The 15,479-nt window shown below is 71.7% G+C and carries 14 protein-coding genes; 8 read left to right on the forward strand and 6 right to left on the reverse strand.

The window, feature by feature from the left end:
- Positions 1-157: 157 nt before the first annotated feature.
- On the forward strand, positions 158-1,993 hold the full coding sequence (locus tag AB0K00_RS00330; RefSeq protein ID WP_363512889.1) for a polysaccharide biosynthesis protein: 1,836 nt from the start codon (positions 158-160) through the stop codon (positions 1,991-1,993).
- Here the strand turns inward: AB0K00_RS00330 and AB0K00_RS00335 are convergent.
- Both AB0K00_RS00335 and AB0K00_RS00340 read right to left on the reverse strand, forming a co-directional pair.
- Positions 1,953-2,897: an NAD-dependent epimerase/dehydratase family protein gene (locus tag AB0K00_RS00335; RefSeq protein ID WP_363512892.1), complete on the reverse strand. Its 945-nt coding sequence runs from the start codon at positions 2,895-2,897 to the stop codon at positions 1,953-1,955. The two genes, AB0K00_RS00330 and AB0K00_RS00335, sit on opposite strands and share 41 nt — an antisense overlap.
- A 122-nt stretch (positions 2,898-3,019) precedes the next feature.
- Entirely contained in the window at positions 3,020-5,869 is a 2,850-nt protein-coding gene (locus AB0K00_RS00340; protein ID WP_363512895.1) for a hypothetical protein, read from the reverse strand.
- Positions 5,870-6,012: 143 nt separating this feature from the next.
- Between AB0K00_RS00340 and AB0K00_RS00345 the strand changes: the two genes are divergently transcribed.
- Complete coding sequence (locus tag AB0K00_RS00345; protein ID WP_363514953.1) at positions 6,013-6,732, forward strand: aminoglycoside phosphotransferase family protein; 720 nt, start codon at positions 6,013-6,015, stop codon at positions 6,730-6,732.
- On the opposite strand, the gene AB0K00_RS00350 is transcribed toward AB0K00_RS00345, so the two are convergent.
- The 3 genes from AB0K00_RS00350 to AB0K00_RS00360 form a co-directional block, all read right to left on the reverse strand.
- Positions 6,722-7,924 carry a hypothetical protein gene (locus AB0K00_RS00350; RefSeq protein ID WP_363512898.1) on the reverse strand — a complete coding sequence of 401 codons (1,203 nt, stop codon included), beginning with the start codon at positions 7,922-7,924 and terminating at the stop codon, positions 6,722-6,724. The genes AB0K00_RS00345 and AB0K00_RS00350 overlap by 11 nt on opposite strands.
- A 93-nt stretch (positions 7,925-8,017) precedes the next feature.
- Positions 8,018-8,878: an LLM class F420-dependent oxidoreductase gene (locus tag AB0K00_RS00355; RefSeq protein WP_363512901.1), complete on the reverse strand. Its 861-nt coding sequence runs from the start codon at positions 8,876-8,878 to the stop codon at positions 8,018-8,020.
- Positions 8,879-8,951: 73 nt separating this feature from the next.
- Complete coding sequence (locus tag AB0K00_RS00360) at positions 8,952-10,085, reverse strand: GGDEF domain-containing protein (RefSeq protein ID WP_363512904.1); 1,134 nt, start codon at positions 10,083-10,085, stop codon at positions 8,952-8,954.
- A gap of 160 nt (positions 10,086-10,245) precedes the next feature.
- Between AB0K00_RS00360 and AB0K00_RS00365 the strand changes: the two genes are divergently transcribed.
- Both AB0K00_RS00365 and AB0K00_RS00370 read left to right on the forward strand, forming a co-directional pair.
- Positions 10,246-11,616 carry an extracellular solute-binding protein gene (locus AB0K00_RS00365; protein WP_363512907.1) on the forward strand — a complete coding sequence of 457 codons (1,371 nt, stop codon included), beginning with the start codon at positions 10,246-10,248 and terminating at the stop codon, positions 11,614-11,616.
- 37 nt (positions 11,617-11,653) lie between these two features.
- Entirely contained in the window at positions 11,654-11,869 is a 216-nt protein-coding gene (locus AB0K00_RS00370) for a hypothetical protein (RefSeq protein WP_363512910.1), read from the forward strand.
- Positions 11,870-11,973: 104 nt separating this feature from the next.
- Here AB0K00_RS00370 and AB0K00_RS00375 read toward each other — a convergent pair whose 3' ends face one another.
- Positions 11,974-12,423, reverse strand: a complete 450-nt coding sequence (locus AB0K00_RS00375) for a MarR family transcriptional regulator (RefSeq protein WP_363512913.1) — start codon at positions 12,421-12,423, stop codon at positions 11,974-11,976.
- Between the two features lie 61 nt (positions 12,424-12,484).
- Here AB0K00_RS00375 and AB0K00_RS00380 point away from each other — a divergent pair, with 61 nt between their 5' ends.
- The 4 genes from AB0K00_RS00380 to AB0K00_RS00395 are packed head-to-tail and all read left to right on the forward strand — an operon-like array spanning position 12,485 to position 15,423.
- Positions 12,485-13,030, forward strand: coding sequence for a hypothetical protein (locus tag AB0K00_RS00380; RefSeq protein WP_363512916.1), 546 nt, complete (start codon positions 12,485-12,487; stop codon positions 13,028-13,030).
- Between the two features lie 36 nt (positions 13,031-13,066).
- Positions 13,067-13,639: a sugar O-acetyltransferase gene (locus AB0K00_RS00385; protein ID WP_363512919.1), complete on the forward strand. Its 573-nt coding sequence runs from the start codon at positions 13,067-13,069 to the stop codon at positions 13,637-13,639.
- A 4-nt stretch (positions 13,640-13,643) separates the two neighbouring features.
- The gene (locus AB0K00_RS00390) at positions 13,644-14,195 is read left to right on the forward strand and encodes a TetR family transcriptional regulator (RefSeq protein ID WP_363512922.1); all 552 of its coding nucleotides are present in this window, start codon (positions 13,644-13,646) and stop codon (positions 14,193-14,195) included.
- 16 nt (positions 14,196-14,211) lie between these two features.
- Positions 14,212-15,423, forward strand: coding sequence for an MFS transporter (locus AB0K00_RS00395; RefSeq protein ID WP_363512925.1), 1,212 nt, complete (start codon positions 14,212-14,214; stop codon positions 15,421-15,423).
- Positions 15,424-15,479: the final 56 nt, after the last annotated feature.

Below are 15,479 nucleotides of genomic sequence, written 5' to 3' on the forward strand. Positions count from 1 at the left end.
CTCCCGTGTTCGCTTCTTTACGAAGAGTGACAGGTTGTCATGACGCAAGAGGTGAAACCGTCTAATTTCCCCTATCCACTTTTTACCCGGATCTCCTGCCACAAATCGTGAAGAATGGTCGCTATTCGTCGCGCTCGTACTCACCTCGGGGGGACCGATGGACGATCACAGACCCTCAGGGCCTGCGGACTGGCCGGCCGACCTCTGCGCCTGGGCCGGCGGTCTCGCGCTCGCGATCACCATCGCGCCGGCCCCACCGTCGCTGTTCGCCGTCGGCACCGCGATCATCCTCGCGGCCGCGCTGCACACCGTGATCGGCTGGCCGGTCCACCTGTACCGGCGGCGCTACGGCCGTGGCACGCTGCCGGAGCTGCGCACGCTCGCCCTCACCGTCGCCGCGACCGGCACCCTGCTGTGGGCCCTCGCCGAGGTGACCACCGCGGTCGCGGTCGTCGGCGCAATGACGGCGCTGCTCGCCATGGTCACCGGCCGCGCAGCCGGCCGGCTGCGCCGCGAGCGCCGGCTGCGGGTCGCCCCGGCCACCGGCCCCGCCGTGCCGGTCCTGGTCTTCGGCGCCGGCGCCGCCGGTCACCGCCTGCTGCGCTCGATGGCGCACGACCCGCACTGCCGGTACCGGCCGGTCGGCATCGTCGACGACGACCCGGCCAAGCGCAACCTGCGCATCGAGGGCGTCGCGGTGCTCGGCGGGCGGGCCTCGCTCATCGCCGCGATCGAGCGCACCGGCGCCCAGGTCGTCATCTTCGCCATCCGGGCCGGCGACGGCGCGCTGCTGCGCGACGTGCGCGCGATGACCACCGCCGCGGGCCGGGTCCTGAAGGTCCTGCCGTCGATCAACGAGAGTCTGGACGGTCCTGTCGGGGTGGCCGAGGTGCGCGACGTGCGGCTGTCCGACCTGCTCGGGCGCCGCCAGATCGACACCGACCTGGCCGCCATCGGCGACTACCTGACCGGCCGGCGGGTGCTGGTCACCGGCGCCGGCGGCTCGATCGGCTCCGAGCTGTGCCGGCAGCTGCACCGCTTCGGCCCGGCCGAGCTGATGATGCTGGACCGCGACGAGTCGGCGCTGCACGCGGTGCAGCTGTCGATCCACGGCCGGGCGCTGCTGGACAGCCCCGAGCTGATCCTCGCCGACCTGCGCGACGCCGCGTCGATCGCGGCGGTCTTCGCCGAGCGCCGGCCGGAGGTGGTGTTCCACGCCGCCGCGCTCAAGCACCTCACCCTGCTGGAGCGGCACCCCGCGGAGGCGGTGCAGACCAACGTCCTCGGCACGCTCAACGTGCTGTCGGCCGCCGCGTCGGTGGGCGTGGCGCGGTTCGTGAACATCTCCACCGACAAGGCGGCGAACCCGGTCAGCGTGCTCGGCTACTCCAAGCGGGTCACCGAGCGGCTCACCGCGCACCGCTCGACCGTCGCGGCGGGCACCTACCTCAACGTCCGCTTCGGCAACGTGCTCGGCAGCCGGGGCTCGGTGGTGACCGCCTTCCAGGCGCAGATCGCCGCCGGCGGCCCGGTCACCGTCACCGACCCGGACGTGACCCGCTTCATGATGACCGTCCAGGAGGCGGTCCAGCTGGTGATCCAGGCCGCGGCCCTCGGCGCCGGCGGCGAGGCGCTGGTGCTGGACATGGGCAGCCCGGTGCGGATCGACGAACTGGCGCACCAGCTCGCCGCGCAGGCCGAGCGGCCGGTCGACTTCGTCTACACCGGTCTGCGGCCGGGCGAGAAGCTGCACGAGGAGCTCTTCGGCGACGGCGAGACCGACCTGCGCCCGCTGCACCCGCTCATCTCGCACGTGTCGGTGCCGCCGCTGGACCCCGCACTGGCGCTGGCCCTGGACGTGCGCTCGGCGCCGGGCGCCCTGGTCGGGCAGCTCGCCGACCTGTGCCTGGTGCCGCACGTGTCCGGCGCGGTCGCGGAGGTGCCCGGCGCGGTTACCGGGGTGCCGACGCTATCTGCCGCTCGTACCAGCTGACGGTCTCGGCGAGGCCCCGCTCCAGCGGGACCGGGTCGTGGCCGGGGAACAGCTCCCGCAGCCGGGACGACTCGGCCTGCGAGTCGCGCACGTCGCCGGGGCGGGCCGGGTCGAAGACCACCTCGACCGGCCGCCCGGCCAGCCTGCGGATCAGGTCGATCAGGTCGACCAGCGAGGTGCGGGTGCCGAACGCCAGGTTCACCGGCGTGGGGCTGGTGACCCGGCGGACCGCGGCGTCGGTGAGCAGCCGGGCGACGGAGCCGACGAAGGTGAAGTCCCTCGTCTGCTGCCCGTCGCCGTGCACGTGCAGCGGCTGCCCGCGCAGCGCCGCGTCGGCGAACGCGGGGATGACCGCGGCGTACGCGTGCCCGACGGACTGCAGCGGCCCGTACACGTTGAAGAACCGCAACGCGAGCACCGGCAGCCCGTAGGTGGCCCCGTAGGCCAGGACCGCGGACTCGGCGGCGAGCTTGCTGGCCGCATACGGGCTCTGCGGCCGGGTCGGCAGCTCCTCGTGCTTCGGCAGGACCTTCGTCGGCCCGTAGACCGAGGACGAGGACGCCGTGACGATCGGCGTGCCACCGCGGCGGCACGCCTCCAGCACGTGCATCGTGCCGGTGGCGTTGACCAGGTGGCTGCGCAGCGGGTCGGCGACGGACCGCGGCACCGACGGCCGGGCGGCCAGGTGGATGACCACGTCCGCGGCCCCGACCGCATCGTCGATCGCGGGCCGGTCCAGGATGCTGCCGGTGATCAGCGTCGCGTCGACGCCGTCGAGGTTGCCCTCGCTGCCGGTGCTGAGATCGTCGAAGGCGACGACCTCGTCCACGGCGACGTGGTTGACCAGCTCCCGGCACAGGTTTCCCCCGATGAACCCCGCGCCGCCGGTGACCAGAACTCTCATCAACGGGCCCAACGCCGGGATCAGCGAGCAGGTGACGCCCCGCAGGCGGTCGCCGTTCTGCGGGGCGTCACTCGATCAGTGGTGCGACCGCGCCGGCCTCACGGCCGTTTTTGTCGTATTTGTCAGGTGTAGTTGACCAGCATGTAGTAGTAGGTCGGGTCCCCGGCGGTGCCGTCCGCCGTGTGGGCGACCACGATCATCTGGTGCCCACCGCCCTCGGTCGGCGTCCAGGTGATCGTGGCGTGACCGGCCTCGTCGGCGTCGACCGTGCCCGACTGGCCGCCGATCGACCACTCGAACGAGGCCACGCCGGCCGGGCCGCCGGTGAAGTCGAACCGGCCCGGCACGCCGACCCCGCCGGCCCACGTGTCGCGCGGGTACTCCTGCGACACCACCTTCGGGGCCGTGCCGACCAGGAACCGGTACTCCGTCTCCGGCGACAGCTCCCCGGACGCGGTGCGGCCCGTCACGACGAGCGTGTTCTCACCGATGCGGTCCAGCAAGACCGACAGCGCCGTCGAGCCGGCCGGGTCCGCCGCGATCGCCTGCTCGGCACCGCCGTTGAGGCGGTAGCGGTACTCCACCACCTCCGGCAACCACTGCGTGTTGAGGTCGAACACGGCGTCCGAGCCGATCCCGCCGCGCGGCAACCAGTCGTCGTACTGGCTCCACACCGTGACCCGGGTGTCCCGGACCGGGATGATCGCCTCCCGCTGCGGTGAGGCGACCCCGGCGTGGTCGACGCTGACGGCGTGCACGAGGAAGTAGGCGAAGGTGTCCGGCGTGAAGGTGACCGTCGCGGTGCCGTCGGGCCCGGCGGCGACCGTGTGCTCCTCGCCCAGCTCGAACGAGTAGCGGAACTCCTTCACGTCGGGCCGCACGGACGTGAGCTTGATCGTGGTCGGCCGGTTGATGACCCCGCCGGCCGCCGGGTCGGTCGTGATGATCGGCCCCTCGAACGGCTGCCAGGTGAAGCTTCCGGCCGGCGAGCGGCTGCCGTCGGCGCGGATCGCCTGGAACGTCAGCGTGTTGTCGCCCAGCGCCGGCGGCGTCACGGTGACCTGCACGCCCCAGTCGCCCGACACGAGCTGCTCCGGCCCGCCGTTGAACCGGTACGCATAGCCGGTCACGTCGTTGAGCTGCGTCGAGAGCTCGATCGTCAGCGGCAGCCCGGGCGCGTCGGTGCGCTGCCACGTCTCCAGCGACGGCGCGTAGGCGGTCGGGACCGGGTCGATGACCCGGAACTGGTAATACGCCTCCCGCGACGGCGTGCCGCCGGCGGTGACCGAGCGGACGGTCAGCGTCTGCCAGCCGGCGACCGCGGTCCACGGCAGCACCGCGGCGTGGTCGGCGGCCGGGTCGAGCCGCTGCCAGCCCGAGCCGAAGTTGTACTCGTAGTAGGCGACGTCGGCGTTGCGCGGCCGGAACGTGAACGAGCCGGTCGCGCCGGCGAGCTGGTCGTGCTCGAAGTTGAACTCCGCCGACTCGACCAGCGGCGCGTCGCTGACGCTGATCTCGAGCTTGCCCTCACCGATGAGCTTTGTGCCGACGTAGCTGCGCACGATGACGTTGGTGTAGCCGGCCGCGGTGAACGTGACCGTGCCGGTGGCCTTGCCGTCGACCGCGGGCACCCGGGTCTCCGTGCTGCCCTCGATCAGGTAGCCGAAGCCGGTCACCTCCGGCTTCGTGGCGGTCAGGTTGACCTGGCTCGGCAGCCCGATCCCGCCCACGGTGACCGTCGCATAGGGCGCGGTGTTGGCCACGAAGAACCGGAACTCCCGCTCCGGTCCGCGGTTGCCGACGGCGTCGATCGAGGTGACGTAGATGGACTGCGGTCCGGAACGCTTCGGCGTGAAGTCGAACGCCGCCGTGCCGCCCCGGTGCCGGGCCGCGACCTGGCCGCTGTAGCCGATCGAGTCCCGCCACACGAACGCGACCACGTCCCGGTCGCCGCCCGCGTCGAACCGGAACCGGCCCGGCACGCCGACGCCACCGCTCTGGCCGATGCCGGACACGTACACCTTGGACGTGACCACCGGCGGGTTCTTGGGCGCGACCTTGTCCATCACGACGTAGCAGGTCTTGCTCCACGGGCCGGCGTCGAAGTAGTCGCTGGCCCGGGCCTGCCAGGCGAGCACCTCGCCGTCGGCATACTGGCTCAGGTCGACCCCGGAGGAGTAGCCGTAGAACTCGCGGCGCTGGTCGGGGTGCTCGACCGGCCAGATCGCATACGTCGTCGTCAGGTATTCGCCCGGGTCGGCGTCCGTCGCGGTGGACAGGAACACCGTCGACGCGGCGGCCGGTGACGGCTTCGCCAGGGTGCCGCATGGCCGGTCCGGCGCGCCGAGCCGCGGGTCGGTGACGACGGGCGGGTGGTTGGCGGTGAAGCTCAGCGTCGGGCGGTCATAGGTGCGCCCGGTGCGCGGGTCGGCCTCCTGCGCGGCGACCACCCGATACTCCACGGTGATCGACTTCTCGTGCCGGCTGAGCGCGGCGTTGAGGATCGGGACCATGTTGATGCCGAGGTAGCCGGGGCAGCCGTAGCCGTTGGGCCCGTAGTCGGTGGACGTCAGCCGCTCGAGCTCGGCCGGCGGGTTCTTCCAGGTGGTCTTGTCCTTCACCGGCGCGGTGCGCCACACCTCGACCGTCGTGAGCTTGGTGCAGTCGACGACGGTGTCCTCATACGTCCACAGGTATGAGTTGTGCACGATCGTGCCCTTGAGCTGGGTCAGGTCGTAGGTGAAGTAGGAGCGGTAGGTGTGTGCCGCGCCCGCGCTGTCGACGCTGCCGCCGATCGGCGGGGGGATCGTCTGGTCGACGAACTTGGATTTCGGGCTGTGCGAGTCGAGATAGGCCCAACTCGTCAGCGGTAGGTTGCCGGACGTGCTTGCCTGCGCTGGGCTGCCGGTGGCCAGGACGGTGGCGGCGACGCCGACCGCGGTCACCAGCACCAGCGTGCTGATGCGGTGCATATTGGTGTTCCTCCCCGTTTCCGGCGCCGTGTTCGCCGGCGCCGGCAGGAGGATCGTATCGACCGCCGGGTCCGCCCACCACCCCGTTTGGTCCAATGTGGACAGGCCTGCACACTCGCGGAAATCATGAGAAATTGGACGCCATGGAAGAGGAACTCGCCGGTGGCGGCGTCAACCGGGTCGTCCGGGTCGGCGAGACGGTGCGGCGGCCGGCGCAGGCGTGGAGCCCCCGCGTCCACCAGCTCTTCGAGCACCTGCAGACCCGTGGCTTCACCGGCGTGCCCCGCTCGTTCGGCACCGATCCGGCCGGGCGGGACGTGTTCGGGTTCCTGCCCGGCGAGGTCGGGCACGACCCGTGGACGCCGCAGGTGGCCTCCGACACCGCGCTGACCAGTGCCGCGCGGCTGCTGCGGGCCTACCACGACGCGACCGCGGACGTCGCCGCGAGTTGGCGCGACGGCTGGCAGAAACCGGCCATGGCGCCGATCGAGGTGATCTGCCACAACGACGTCGCGCCGTACAACTGCGTCTACAACGGCGGGCACGCCGTCGGCCTCATCGACTTCGACACGGCCGCGCCGGGTCCGCGCTGGTGGGACCTGGGCTACGCGATCTACCGGTTCGTCCCGCTCGGCTCGGCCGCCGGCCCCCGCACCGAGGACCGGCTGACCCTCTTCTTCGACGCCTACGGCGCGGACGAGCCGCTGCGCCGCGCCGCCGTGGCCGCGGTGGTGCCGCGCCTGCTGGACCTGACGGAGCACATGCGCACCGCGGCCGCAGCGGGCGACGAGGCGTTCGCCGCCCACATCGCCCGCGGCGACCTCGACCACTACCTCAACGACATCGCCCTGCTCAGTAGTTGACCATGAACTCGTAGACCGTCCGCTCGCCTTCGTTGCCGGCCAGGTCGATCGCCCCCGCCTCGAACGTCGGGAAGGAGTCCAGCGGGGTGTAGGTGATCGTCGCCGTGCCGCCCGGCTGCTCCAGGTAGACGTAGCGGCGGTCGCCGCCGCCGTTGAGGTACACGAACCCGATGACGTCCCGGTCGCCCCGCGCGTCCAGCGTGAAGGTGCCCGCCACGCCGACCTGGCCGTGCGGCTCACCGTCCTGCGGGAAGTCGGCGGAGCTGACCAGCGGCAGGGTCGCCGGCGGGGTCAGGTCGATCACCAGGTAGCAGGTCTTCGACCAGGCCGAGGTGTCCGTGCCGTCGTAGGCCTGGGCGGCCCAGGCGATCACCGTGCCCTCGGCGAGGCCGTTCAGGTCGAGGTAGGTCCCGCCGGCCGGGCCGCGCTGGTCGTGGCGCTGCTCCGGCGCGGCGAGCGGCCACCAGGTGAACGTGACGGCCGGGGTGCCGCCGTCGGCGTCGGTCGCGGTCACGGCGACCCCGGCGGTGCGGTTGGCCGGCCGTGGCCGCTCGGTCGTGCCGCACCGGCCGTCGCGCACCAGCCCAGGGTTGCGCACGACCGGGATGGCGTTGTGGGTGACGAGCAGCTGCGGCTTCGTGACGAGCAGCCCGGTTCCGGCCGTCGCCTCGGCCGCCTGGGCCACGCGCAGTTCGAGGGTGAGCGTCCGGTCGCCGCGGCCCACCGCGGCGGCGAGGGTGCCGGCGATCGACGTGCTCAGCGACCACCAGCCGTCGCAGCCCACGGCCCACTCCCCGAGCAACTCCAGCTCCGCCGGCGCGTTGCGCCAGGTCGGCGTCCTGCCGAGCTTCCCGGTGCGCCACAGCTGCACCGGCACCGGCACGGTGCACGCCGCCTCGGCTGTCATCGTCGTCGACAGTGCCGCCACGCTGACGCTGTTGCCCTGGAATCCCGTGAGGTCGAAGGCGAAGTACGCGCGCCGGGTGTGGGTGCCGCTCGCGTCGACGGTCGTGCCGGCCGGCAAATCGCCGGGCGGGTCGACGAACGCGGTCCGCGGCTGCTGCGCCTCGGTGTAGGCCGAGGTGGCCGGCAGCATGCTCGCCTGCGCGGCGGATGCGGGCTGGGCCCCCATCACCACGGCGGCGGCGGTCAGCCCGATGGAGACCGCCGCCACGCTGCTGATGCTTTTCATTCGTCGTTCCTCCCCGTTACCGCCCCGGCATTGCCCGGGGCGGACGGGATCAGGATAGCGACGGCGGTAACTGCCCGCCGCCCCTCGAAGTCGTTACGGCAGTCTGGGCAGGATCTCCTTGGCCAGCGCGGTGGCGAACTCGACCGGGTGGCGGTCGGGCATCGTCATGACCTCGGTGATGCCCAGCCCCTGGTACGCCTCGACGTCGCGCAGCCAGGCGTCGGGGTCGGCGAGGGGCGGGCGGGTGACGACCGCGGTCTTGATGATCGTGTCGTAGTCGCGGCCCTCGGTGTCGCAGTGCCCGCGCAGCACGTCGAGCTTCGCGGCGACCTCGTCGGGGTTGTTGGCGAAGATGTTGCAGGCGTCGGCGTACTTCGCGACCAGCCGCAGCGTCTTCTTCTCGCCACCGCCACCGACCATGATCATCGGGCGGGGCCGGCCCAGCGGCGGCGGGAAGTTGAGCGTCTCCGTCAGCTGGTAGTGGGTGCCCTGGTAGGGCCCGTTGTCGTCGCTCCACATCTGCAGGCAGATCTGCAGGGTCTCCTCGAGCCGCTCGAAGCGCTCCCCCATCGGCACGACCGGCACGCCCAGGCCGCGCTGCTCCCGCTCATACCAGGAGGCGCCGATGCCGAGCCGGGCGCGGCCGGCGGACAGCACGTCCAGCGTGGTGACGATCTTCGCGAGCAGCCCCGGGTGGCGGTACATCACCCCCGTCACCAGCAGGCCGAGGGTCATCCGCTCGGTCACTCCCGCGAGGTAGCCCAGCGTGGTGTAGCCCTCCAGCATCGGCTCGTCGGCCGGTGCCATGGCTTCCATCTGGAAGTAGTGGTCCATGACGGTGAAGGAGTGCACCCCCGACTGCTCGGCGATGAGCGCGGTCTCCTTCAGCGTCGGTGCGATGGCCGCCGGATCGGCCGGCGTCGAGAAGTTCCAGTAATGCAGACCCAGCTTCATGACCCCATCATTGCCCCGGATCGCGACGCTGACCCAACGAACCGGGTCCCGGCGGACAACGAACCGGGGAGGGTTATCTGACGGCCTGGTGGATCAGCCGGACGTCGGGCTCGCGGTACACCGCGAAGCCGCCCTTGGTGCCCTGCTTGACCTGGTACATGGCCATGTCGGCGTCGCGCAGGAGCTCGGTGCCGTCGCGGCCGCCGCCGCTGATCGCCACGCCGACGCTGGCGCCGACGCGGACCTCGGTGCCGGCGACCTCGAACGGCTCGCCGACGGTGGCGACGATCCGCTCGGCGACCCGGACCGCGATACTCGCGTCGCCGCCGGCGATGACGACCGCGAACTCGTCGCCGCCGAGGCGGACCACGGTGTCGTCGGTGCGCACCGCGGCCAGCAGCCGGCTGGAGACGCCGACCAGCAGGTCGTCGCCGGCGGCGTGGCCGAGCTGGTCGTTGACGGGTTTGAAGTTGTCCAGGTCGACCAGCAGCAGCGCCTGGTCGAGGCCGCCGCTGCCCTCCAGCAGCTCGGTGAGCAGCCGCCGGTTCGGCAGGCCGGTCAGCGGGTCGTGCGAGGCCTGGTGACGGATGAGCGCCTCGTGCTCGGCGAGCGTGTCGAGGGCGATCTGCTGCTGTTCGAGCATCTCCTCGTTGGCCTTGTTGGTGAGGCGGTGCTCGCGTTCGAACTGGTACAGCAGCCGGCCGATCGCGGTGACGGCGAGGGTCATGGCGACGGCGAGCGCGAGGTCGGCGATGTTGTTGGCCAGCTCGGCGGCGTCGGCGGCGCGCTCTTCCAGGCTGTGCAGGCGGGTGTTGAGCCGGCCGAACTGCGGCTCGGTCTCCCGCTTCTCCAGCGCCTTCGCCTCGCTGATCTTGCCGACGCCGAGCAGGCCGAGCTCGGTGTCCAGCACGGCCCGGTACGCGGCGACGCTGCTGCGGAGGTCCTTGAGCGTGCCCGCGGGCAGGTCGCCCTGCAACGCGTCGAGCAGCTCGCGCTCGCGACCCCGGTTCTCGCCGAGCTCACGGGCGACGTTCACCGGCGAGTTGCGGTCGGCGACGGCCTTCCACAGCACGGAGCTCTCCTCGTGCAGGAGCATGTTGAGCTCGCTGAGGTGGGACCTGGTCGCCTCGTGTCCCTGGGCCTTGCCGTGCAGCGACACGTTGGCGAAGGTCACGCCGCCGAGCAGCACGACGGCGAGCGCCAACACCCGCGGCCATCGCCACCTGAGCTTCCCGACCTTTCGCATGGCTTGGAGATCGGCACAAGCGGGCCGAGTTTCGGGGTTTTGACCTGGGGATTTGCTCTCAGTACCGGGAATCTCGGGTCGATTGGCCTGGTGGACGAGACGACCATCACAGGGGGTACCCGTGCCGAGCAGCCTCAGCCGACGCCGGCTGATCATGACCGCGGCCGCCGCCGCTGCGACGCTCCTGCCTGCGGCCGCGTGCGCGAAGAAGGACGGCGAGGGCGCGGGCGGGGTCGGATACGCCGCCGACCAGCCGCCGGTCACCATCGACTTCTGGTACATGCCGTACGGCGGGCCGGTGCAGGACCAGGCCGTCGTCACCGAGGCCGAGGAGTTCCACAAGGCGCACCCGAACATCACCGTCAACCCGGTGCGGGTGCCGTGGGACGAGGCGCTGACCAGGCTCAGCACCGCCTCCACCAGCGGCGAGGGCCCGGACGTGACGGTCCTGGGCACCACCTGGGTGGCGGGGTTCAGCTCGATCGGCGCGCTGCGGCCGTACAGCATCGAGGAGATCGCGGCGGTCGGCGGCGAGGACGTGTTCGCCAAGGCGAGCTGGAGCTCCAGCCACCTGATCACCTCCTCGGACATCACCGCGCTGCCGTGGCTGATCGACATCCGGGCGCTGTTCTACCGCACCGATGTCCTGCAGAAGGTCGGTCTGGACCCGAAGGCGGCGTTCGCGAACTGGGACTCGTTCGAGGCGACGCTGCAGAAGATCAAGGCGTCGGACCTCGGGATCGCGCCGCTCGCCATCGGCCTGCAGAACAACTTCGGCATCATCCACAACGTGGCCCCGTTCATCTGGGGCTCCGGCGGGGACCTGATCAAGGACGACGGGACGAAGTCGATGCTCGCCGAGCCGGCCGCGGTCGACGGGGTGAGCTACTACCAGCGGCTGATCGGCCTCTACGACGACCCGAAGGCGATGGCGCTGTCCTCCAGCGACGTGCCGCGCGCGTTCGCCGAGGGTACCGGCGCGATCACGATCGACAACTCGCAGTCGGTCGCGGAGTTCTCGTCCGACACGAGCCGGGCCGGGCTCAAGGCCGGCTGGGCGACCGCCCCGATGCCGGCCGGCAAGGCGGGCACGTTCGGCTTCCTCGGCGGGTCGAACCTCGGCATCCTGAAGGGGGCCAAACACCCCGAGGCCGCGTTCGAGTTCGTCCGGTACCTGACGGGCAAGGCGAGCCAGCAGCGCTACAGCGTCAACTCCGGGCTGTGGCCGGCCCGCACCGAGGCAATCGAGGGCACCAAGCTGGCGACCCAGCCCGAGTATGCGGCGTTCCGCGAGATGATCCCGCACGGCAAGATGTACCCCTCCGTCTCCGCCTGGATCATCGTCGAGTCGATCATTGCGAAGGACCTCCGGGAGCTGTGGGGCGCGCCGGGCGCCCTGACCCGCGAGCAGGTCCAGGCGATCATGACGAAGACGACCACGGACATCGACGAGGCGTTGCAGGATCCGACGAACACCGGCCTCACCCCGTAACGGTCCGGGCGGCCGGCCCGCTTCTTCAGCCGTGGACGTGGACGTGCCCTCGGACCTCGCCCTCGCGTTCGCGGATCGGCTGCTCGACCTGCGCGAGCCGGTCGGCGGGCGGTACGCCGCCCTCATCGCACTGTTGTTCGCCGCCGCGGGGCCGGCGCTGCCCGCCGAGCTGACCGGCGAGGCGGCCGCACGACACGGGTTCCGGCTGGCCTGCCGGGACCGGCCGCGGCGACGATCTGACCGGGGGCGCTGACCGGCGGCTTTGGTCGGCGGCCTTGGTCGGCGGCCTTGGCCGGCGGCGTTGGCCGGCGGCGTTGGCCGGCGGCGTTGGCCGGCGGCTCACCTTTTGCCGGCGGCTCACCGGCGGGCGGTGTCCAGGGTGGCGCGGACCTCGCCGAGGAGGTCGACCAGTTGGCGCAGGCGGGCGTCGTCGAGACCGGCGAACGCGACCGTCGCGTCGGGGTGCATGGCGCGCATCGCCTGCCCGATCAGCTCCCCGCCGAGCGGGGTGAGCGCGACCTCACGGCGGCGGGCATCGTCCGGGGCCGCCTGCATCGTCACGGCGCCGCGGTCGACCAGGGTCTTGAGGGTCTTGGACACGGCCGGCTGGTTGACCTCCATCGCGGCGGCGATGTCGCCGACGGAGCCGGGCCCCGCGTTGGCCAGGTGCAGCAGCACCGCGGTGTGCGTCATGGTGAGGCCGAGCGGCCGGAGCGCCCGGTTGAGCCGGGTCTCGGCGAGCTGGTGCGCGATCGACAGCTCACGCATCGCCCGCCCTTGCAGCTCGGCCCGCGTCTGGGGGTCCATCGGCCAAATATATTCCATGGAACACTTGACGTCACGCGGCCCGCTCCCGAAGATACATTCCATGGAATTCATTCAGCGCACAACGCTCCCCGTCCTCGCCGGCGCCACCGTGGCCGGCTTCGCGGCCCAGCGGGTCAGCCAGACGGTCCTCGACGGGTTCTACGCCCGGTCCGGCTACCCGGTGCCGTACTACGTCGGGCAGCTGTCCTTCAGCGCGGACAAGCTCTCCGGCTGGTACACCGCGATGCTGCAGGCGGGCACGCTCGGCGTCTACTGGCAGACCCAGTTCATGGACTTCGCCTTCATCGCCGCCACGGCGCTGCTGTTCACCGCCGCGCTGGCGCTGGTCGCCCGCGCCTTCCCGGCCGGCACGCGCGCCCGCCGGATCGCCACCCTGGCGGTCCCACTGGGGGTGTTCGCCCCGCTGTGCGACGTGGTGGAGAACCTGTTCTCCTTCGCCATGCTGCCCGACCCGGGCTCGGTCAACCCGGTCCTCGCGGTGCTCTACTCGAGCGCCGCGGCCCTCAAGTTCGCCGGGTTCTTCGCCGTGTACCTGTGGATCCCCGTCGCACTGATCGCCGCCCTGGCACAGCGTCGCCGTCGCTAGTGTACAGACGTACATAGCGAGTGTACGGTTGTACACATGACCGGGAAGACCATGCGCGAGCGGATGCTCGCCGGGGAGCTGTACATCGCCGACGACCCGCAACTGGGCCTTGACGACGCGCGGGCGCAGCGGCTCACCCACCGGATCAACACGACGGACCCGACCGACGGCGCGACCCAGCGGGCGCTGCTGACCGAGCTGCTCGGCGGCTACGGCGAGGGCAGCCTGATCCGCCCGCCGCTGCGGTGCGACTACGGCTACCAGACCACCTTTGGCGCCCGCTCGTTCGCCAACTTCGGCCTCATCTGCAACGACGTCGCCACGATCACGATCGGCGACGACGTGCAGATCGGCCCCGGGGTGCAGCTGCTGACCTCCACCCATCCGCTGGAGCCGGGCCCGCGCCGCGACAAGTGGGAGGCGGCGAAGCCGATCGTCATCGGCGACAACGTCTGGCTCGGCGGCGGCGTCATCGTCTGCCCCGGCGTCACGATCGGCGCCGACACCGTCGTCGGGGCCGGCTCGGTCGTGGTCCGTGACCTCCCCGCGGGAGTCCTCGCGGTCGGCAACCCGGCCCGGATCGTCCGGCACCTCGACGCGGGCCGGTAGGCCGGTGGTGACCCGCCGGCACGACCCGAACCGCAAGGACCGCATCGTCGACGCCGCGATCGGGGTCATCGCCGAGCACGGCGTCGCCGGCACCACCCACCGGCTGATCGCGGCGGCCGCGGACGTGCCGCTGGGGTCGCTGACGTACCACTTCACCAGCCTCGACGACCTGCGCGCCCAGGCGTTCCAGCGGCACGCCGAGCGGATGTCCGTCGTCTACGAGTCGCACTTCCTGCACGTCCACACCCACGACGCCCTCGTGGAGGCGATCACCGACCTCATCCACGGCGACGCCGGCGCCGACACCGCCGACTGGGCCATCGCCTACGAGCTGTACCTGGCCGCGCTGCGCGACCCCGCGCTGCGCACCATCACCGAGACCTGGATGCGCACCAGCCGCGCCGTCCTGGAACGCTTCGTCGACCCGACCACCGCGCGGGGCGTCGACGCCCTGATCGAGGGCCTGGTCATGCACAAGACCCTGTCCACGGCGCCGGTGTCACGCGAGCAGATCCGCGTGATCGTCGCCAGGACCCTCGGCGACCCACCCGCCTGACCCCTCGGAGACCACCATGACCCTCACCGCCGGGTCGGCAGCCACCACCGACCAACCGCTGCGCGCCGCGACCCGCGCCGTCTACGCCGCCTTCATCTGGGCCGGCGTCGCGATGGCGAGCTGGGCCACCCGCATCCCGCAGATCCGCGACGAGCTGCGCCTCGGCCCGTCCCAGCTCGGCCTGGTGCTCGTCGCCATCGCCGCCGGCTCGATCATCTCACTGGTGCTCTCCGGCCAGATCGTCGCCCGCTTCGGCTCCCGCGCCACCGTCGCCGCGATGGCGGTCCTGCTGACCGTCAGCCTGATCATCGTCGCCGGCGGCTACCACCTCGGCGTGCCCCCGGTGGTCCTGGGCCTCTTCGCGTTCGGCTTCGCCAACGGCGCCTGGGACGTCGCGATGAACGTCCAGGGCGCCCTCGTCGAGCGCCGCCTCGGCCGCGCGATCATGCCCCGCTTCCACGCCGGCTACAGCGTCGGCACCGTGGCCGGCGCCCTGCTCGGCACGGCGATGGTGGCCCTGAAGGTCCCGGTGACGATCCACCTGAGCGTGGTCGCGGTCCTGGTCGGCGCCAGCACGTTCGTCATGGTCCGCGCGTTCCTGCCCGACACCCTGTCCGACGAGGCGCCCGCCGACAGCGGCGGTTCGCGGCGGTTCCTGGAGTTCTGGACCGAGCCCCGCACCCTGCTCGTCGGCGTTTTCGTCCTGGCGTTCGCCTTCACCGAGGGCGCCGGCATCGACTGGATCGCCGTCGCGGTCATCGACGGATACCGCACCCCCGCCGCGGTCGGCACCCTCGCCTTCACGGTCTTCCTGACCGCGATGACCGTCGGCCGCTGGTTCGGCCCTGCCCTGCTCGACCGGTACGGGCGTGTCCCGGTCGTGCGCGCCCTGGCCGTCATCGCCCTCGCCGGCCTGCTGCTGTTCATCTTCGGCCCCAACACCCCGACCGCCTTCGCCGGCGCCCTGCTCTGGGGCACCGGTGCCTCCCTGGGCTTCCCGGTCGGCATGAGCGCCGCCTCCGACGACCCCGCCAAGGCGGCCGGGCGGGTCAGCGTGGTCGCCTCGATCGGCTACTGCGCCTTCCTGGGCGGCCCACCGCTGATCGGCCTGCTCGGCGACCACGTGTCGGTCCTGAAGGCCCTCATCGCGATCGCTGTCCTGCTCACCGTCGCATTCCTCCTGGCCGGCGCCATCCGCCCACTGCATCCAGAGTCCTCAAAGGACTGACGTGTTTGGCGGCGACCGGTATCGGGCATTTCTTGAACAGCGGCACATCGACGCCG

The organism is Dactylosporangium sp. NPDC049525, from assembly GCF_040676755.1.
In the GTDB taxonomy this organism is placed as follows: domain Bacteria; phylum Actinomycetota; class Actinomycetes; order Mycobacteriales; family Micromonosporaceae; genus Dactylosporangium.

What these genes read in the sequence shown, in the direction of transcription:
- AB0K00_RS00350 (WP_363512898.1), bottom strand. Translation starts at nt 7,924, where the DNA reads ATGAAAAGCATCAGCAGCGTGGCGGCGGTCTCCATCGGGCTGACCGCC.
- AB0K00_RS00395 (WP_363512925.1), top strand. Translation starts at nt 14,212, where the DNA reads ATGACCCTCACCGCCGGGTCGGCAGCCACCACCGACCAACCGCTGCGC.
- AB0K00_RS00345 (WP_363514953.1), top strand. Translation starts at nt 6,013, where the DNA reads ATGGAAGAGGAACTCGCCGGTGGCGGCGTCAACCGGGTCGTCCGGGTC.
- AB0K00_RS00330 (WP_363512889.1), top strand. Translation starts at nt 158, where the DNA reads ATGGACGATCACAGACCCTCAGGGCCTGCGGACTGGCCGGCCGACCTC.
- AB0K00_RS00355 (WP_363512901.1), bottom strand. Translation starts at nt 8,878, where the DNA reads ATGAAGCTGGGTCTGCATTACTGGAACTTCTCGACGCCGGCCGATCCG.
- AB0K00_RS00375 (WP_363512913.1), bottom strand. Translation starts at nt 12,423, where the DNA reads ATGGACCCCCAGACGCGGGCCGAGCTGCAAGGGCGGGCGATGCGTGAG.
- AB0K00_RS00380 (WP_363512916.1), top strand. Translation starts at nt 12,485, where the DNA reads ATGGAATTCATTCAGCGCACAACGCTCCCCGTCCTCGCCGGCGCCACC.
- AB0K00_RS00385 (WP_363512919.1), top strand. Translation starts at nt 13,067, where the DNA reads ATGACCGGGAAGACCATGCGCGAGCGGATGCTCGCCGGGGAGCTGTAC.
- AB0K00_RS00335 (WP_363512892.1), bottom strand. Translation starts at nt 2,897, where the DNA reads ATGAGAGTTCTGGTCACCGGCGGCGCGGGGTTCATCGGGGGAAACCTG.
- AB0K00_RS00340 (WP_363512895.1), bottom strand. Translation starts at nt 5,869, where the DNA reads ATGCACCGCATCAGCACGCTGGTGCTGGTGACCGCGGTCGGCGTCGCC.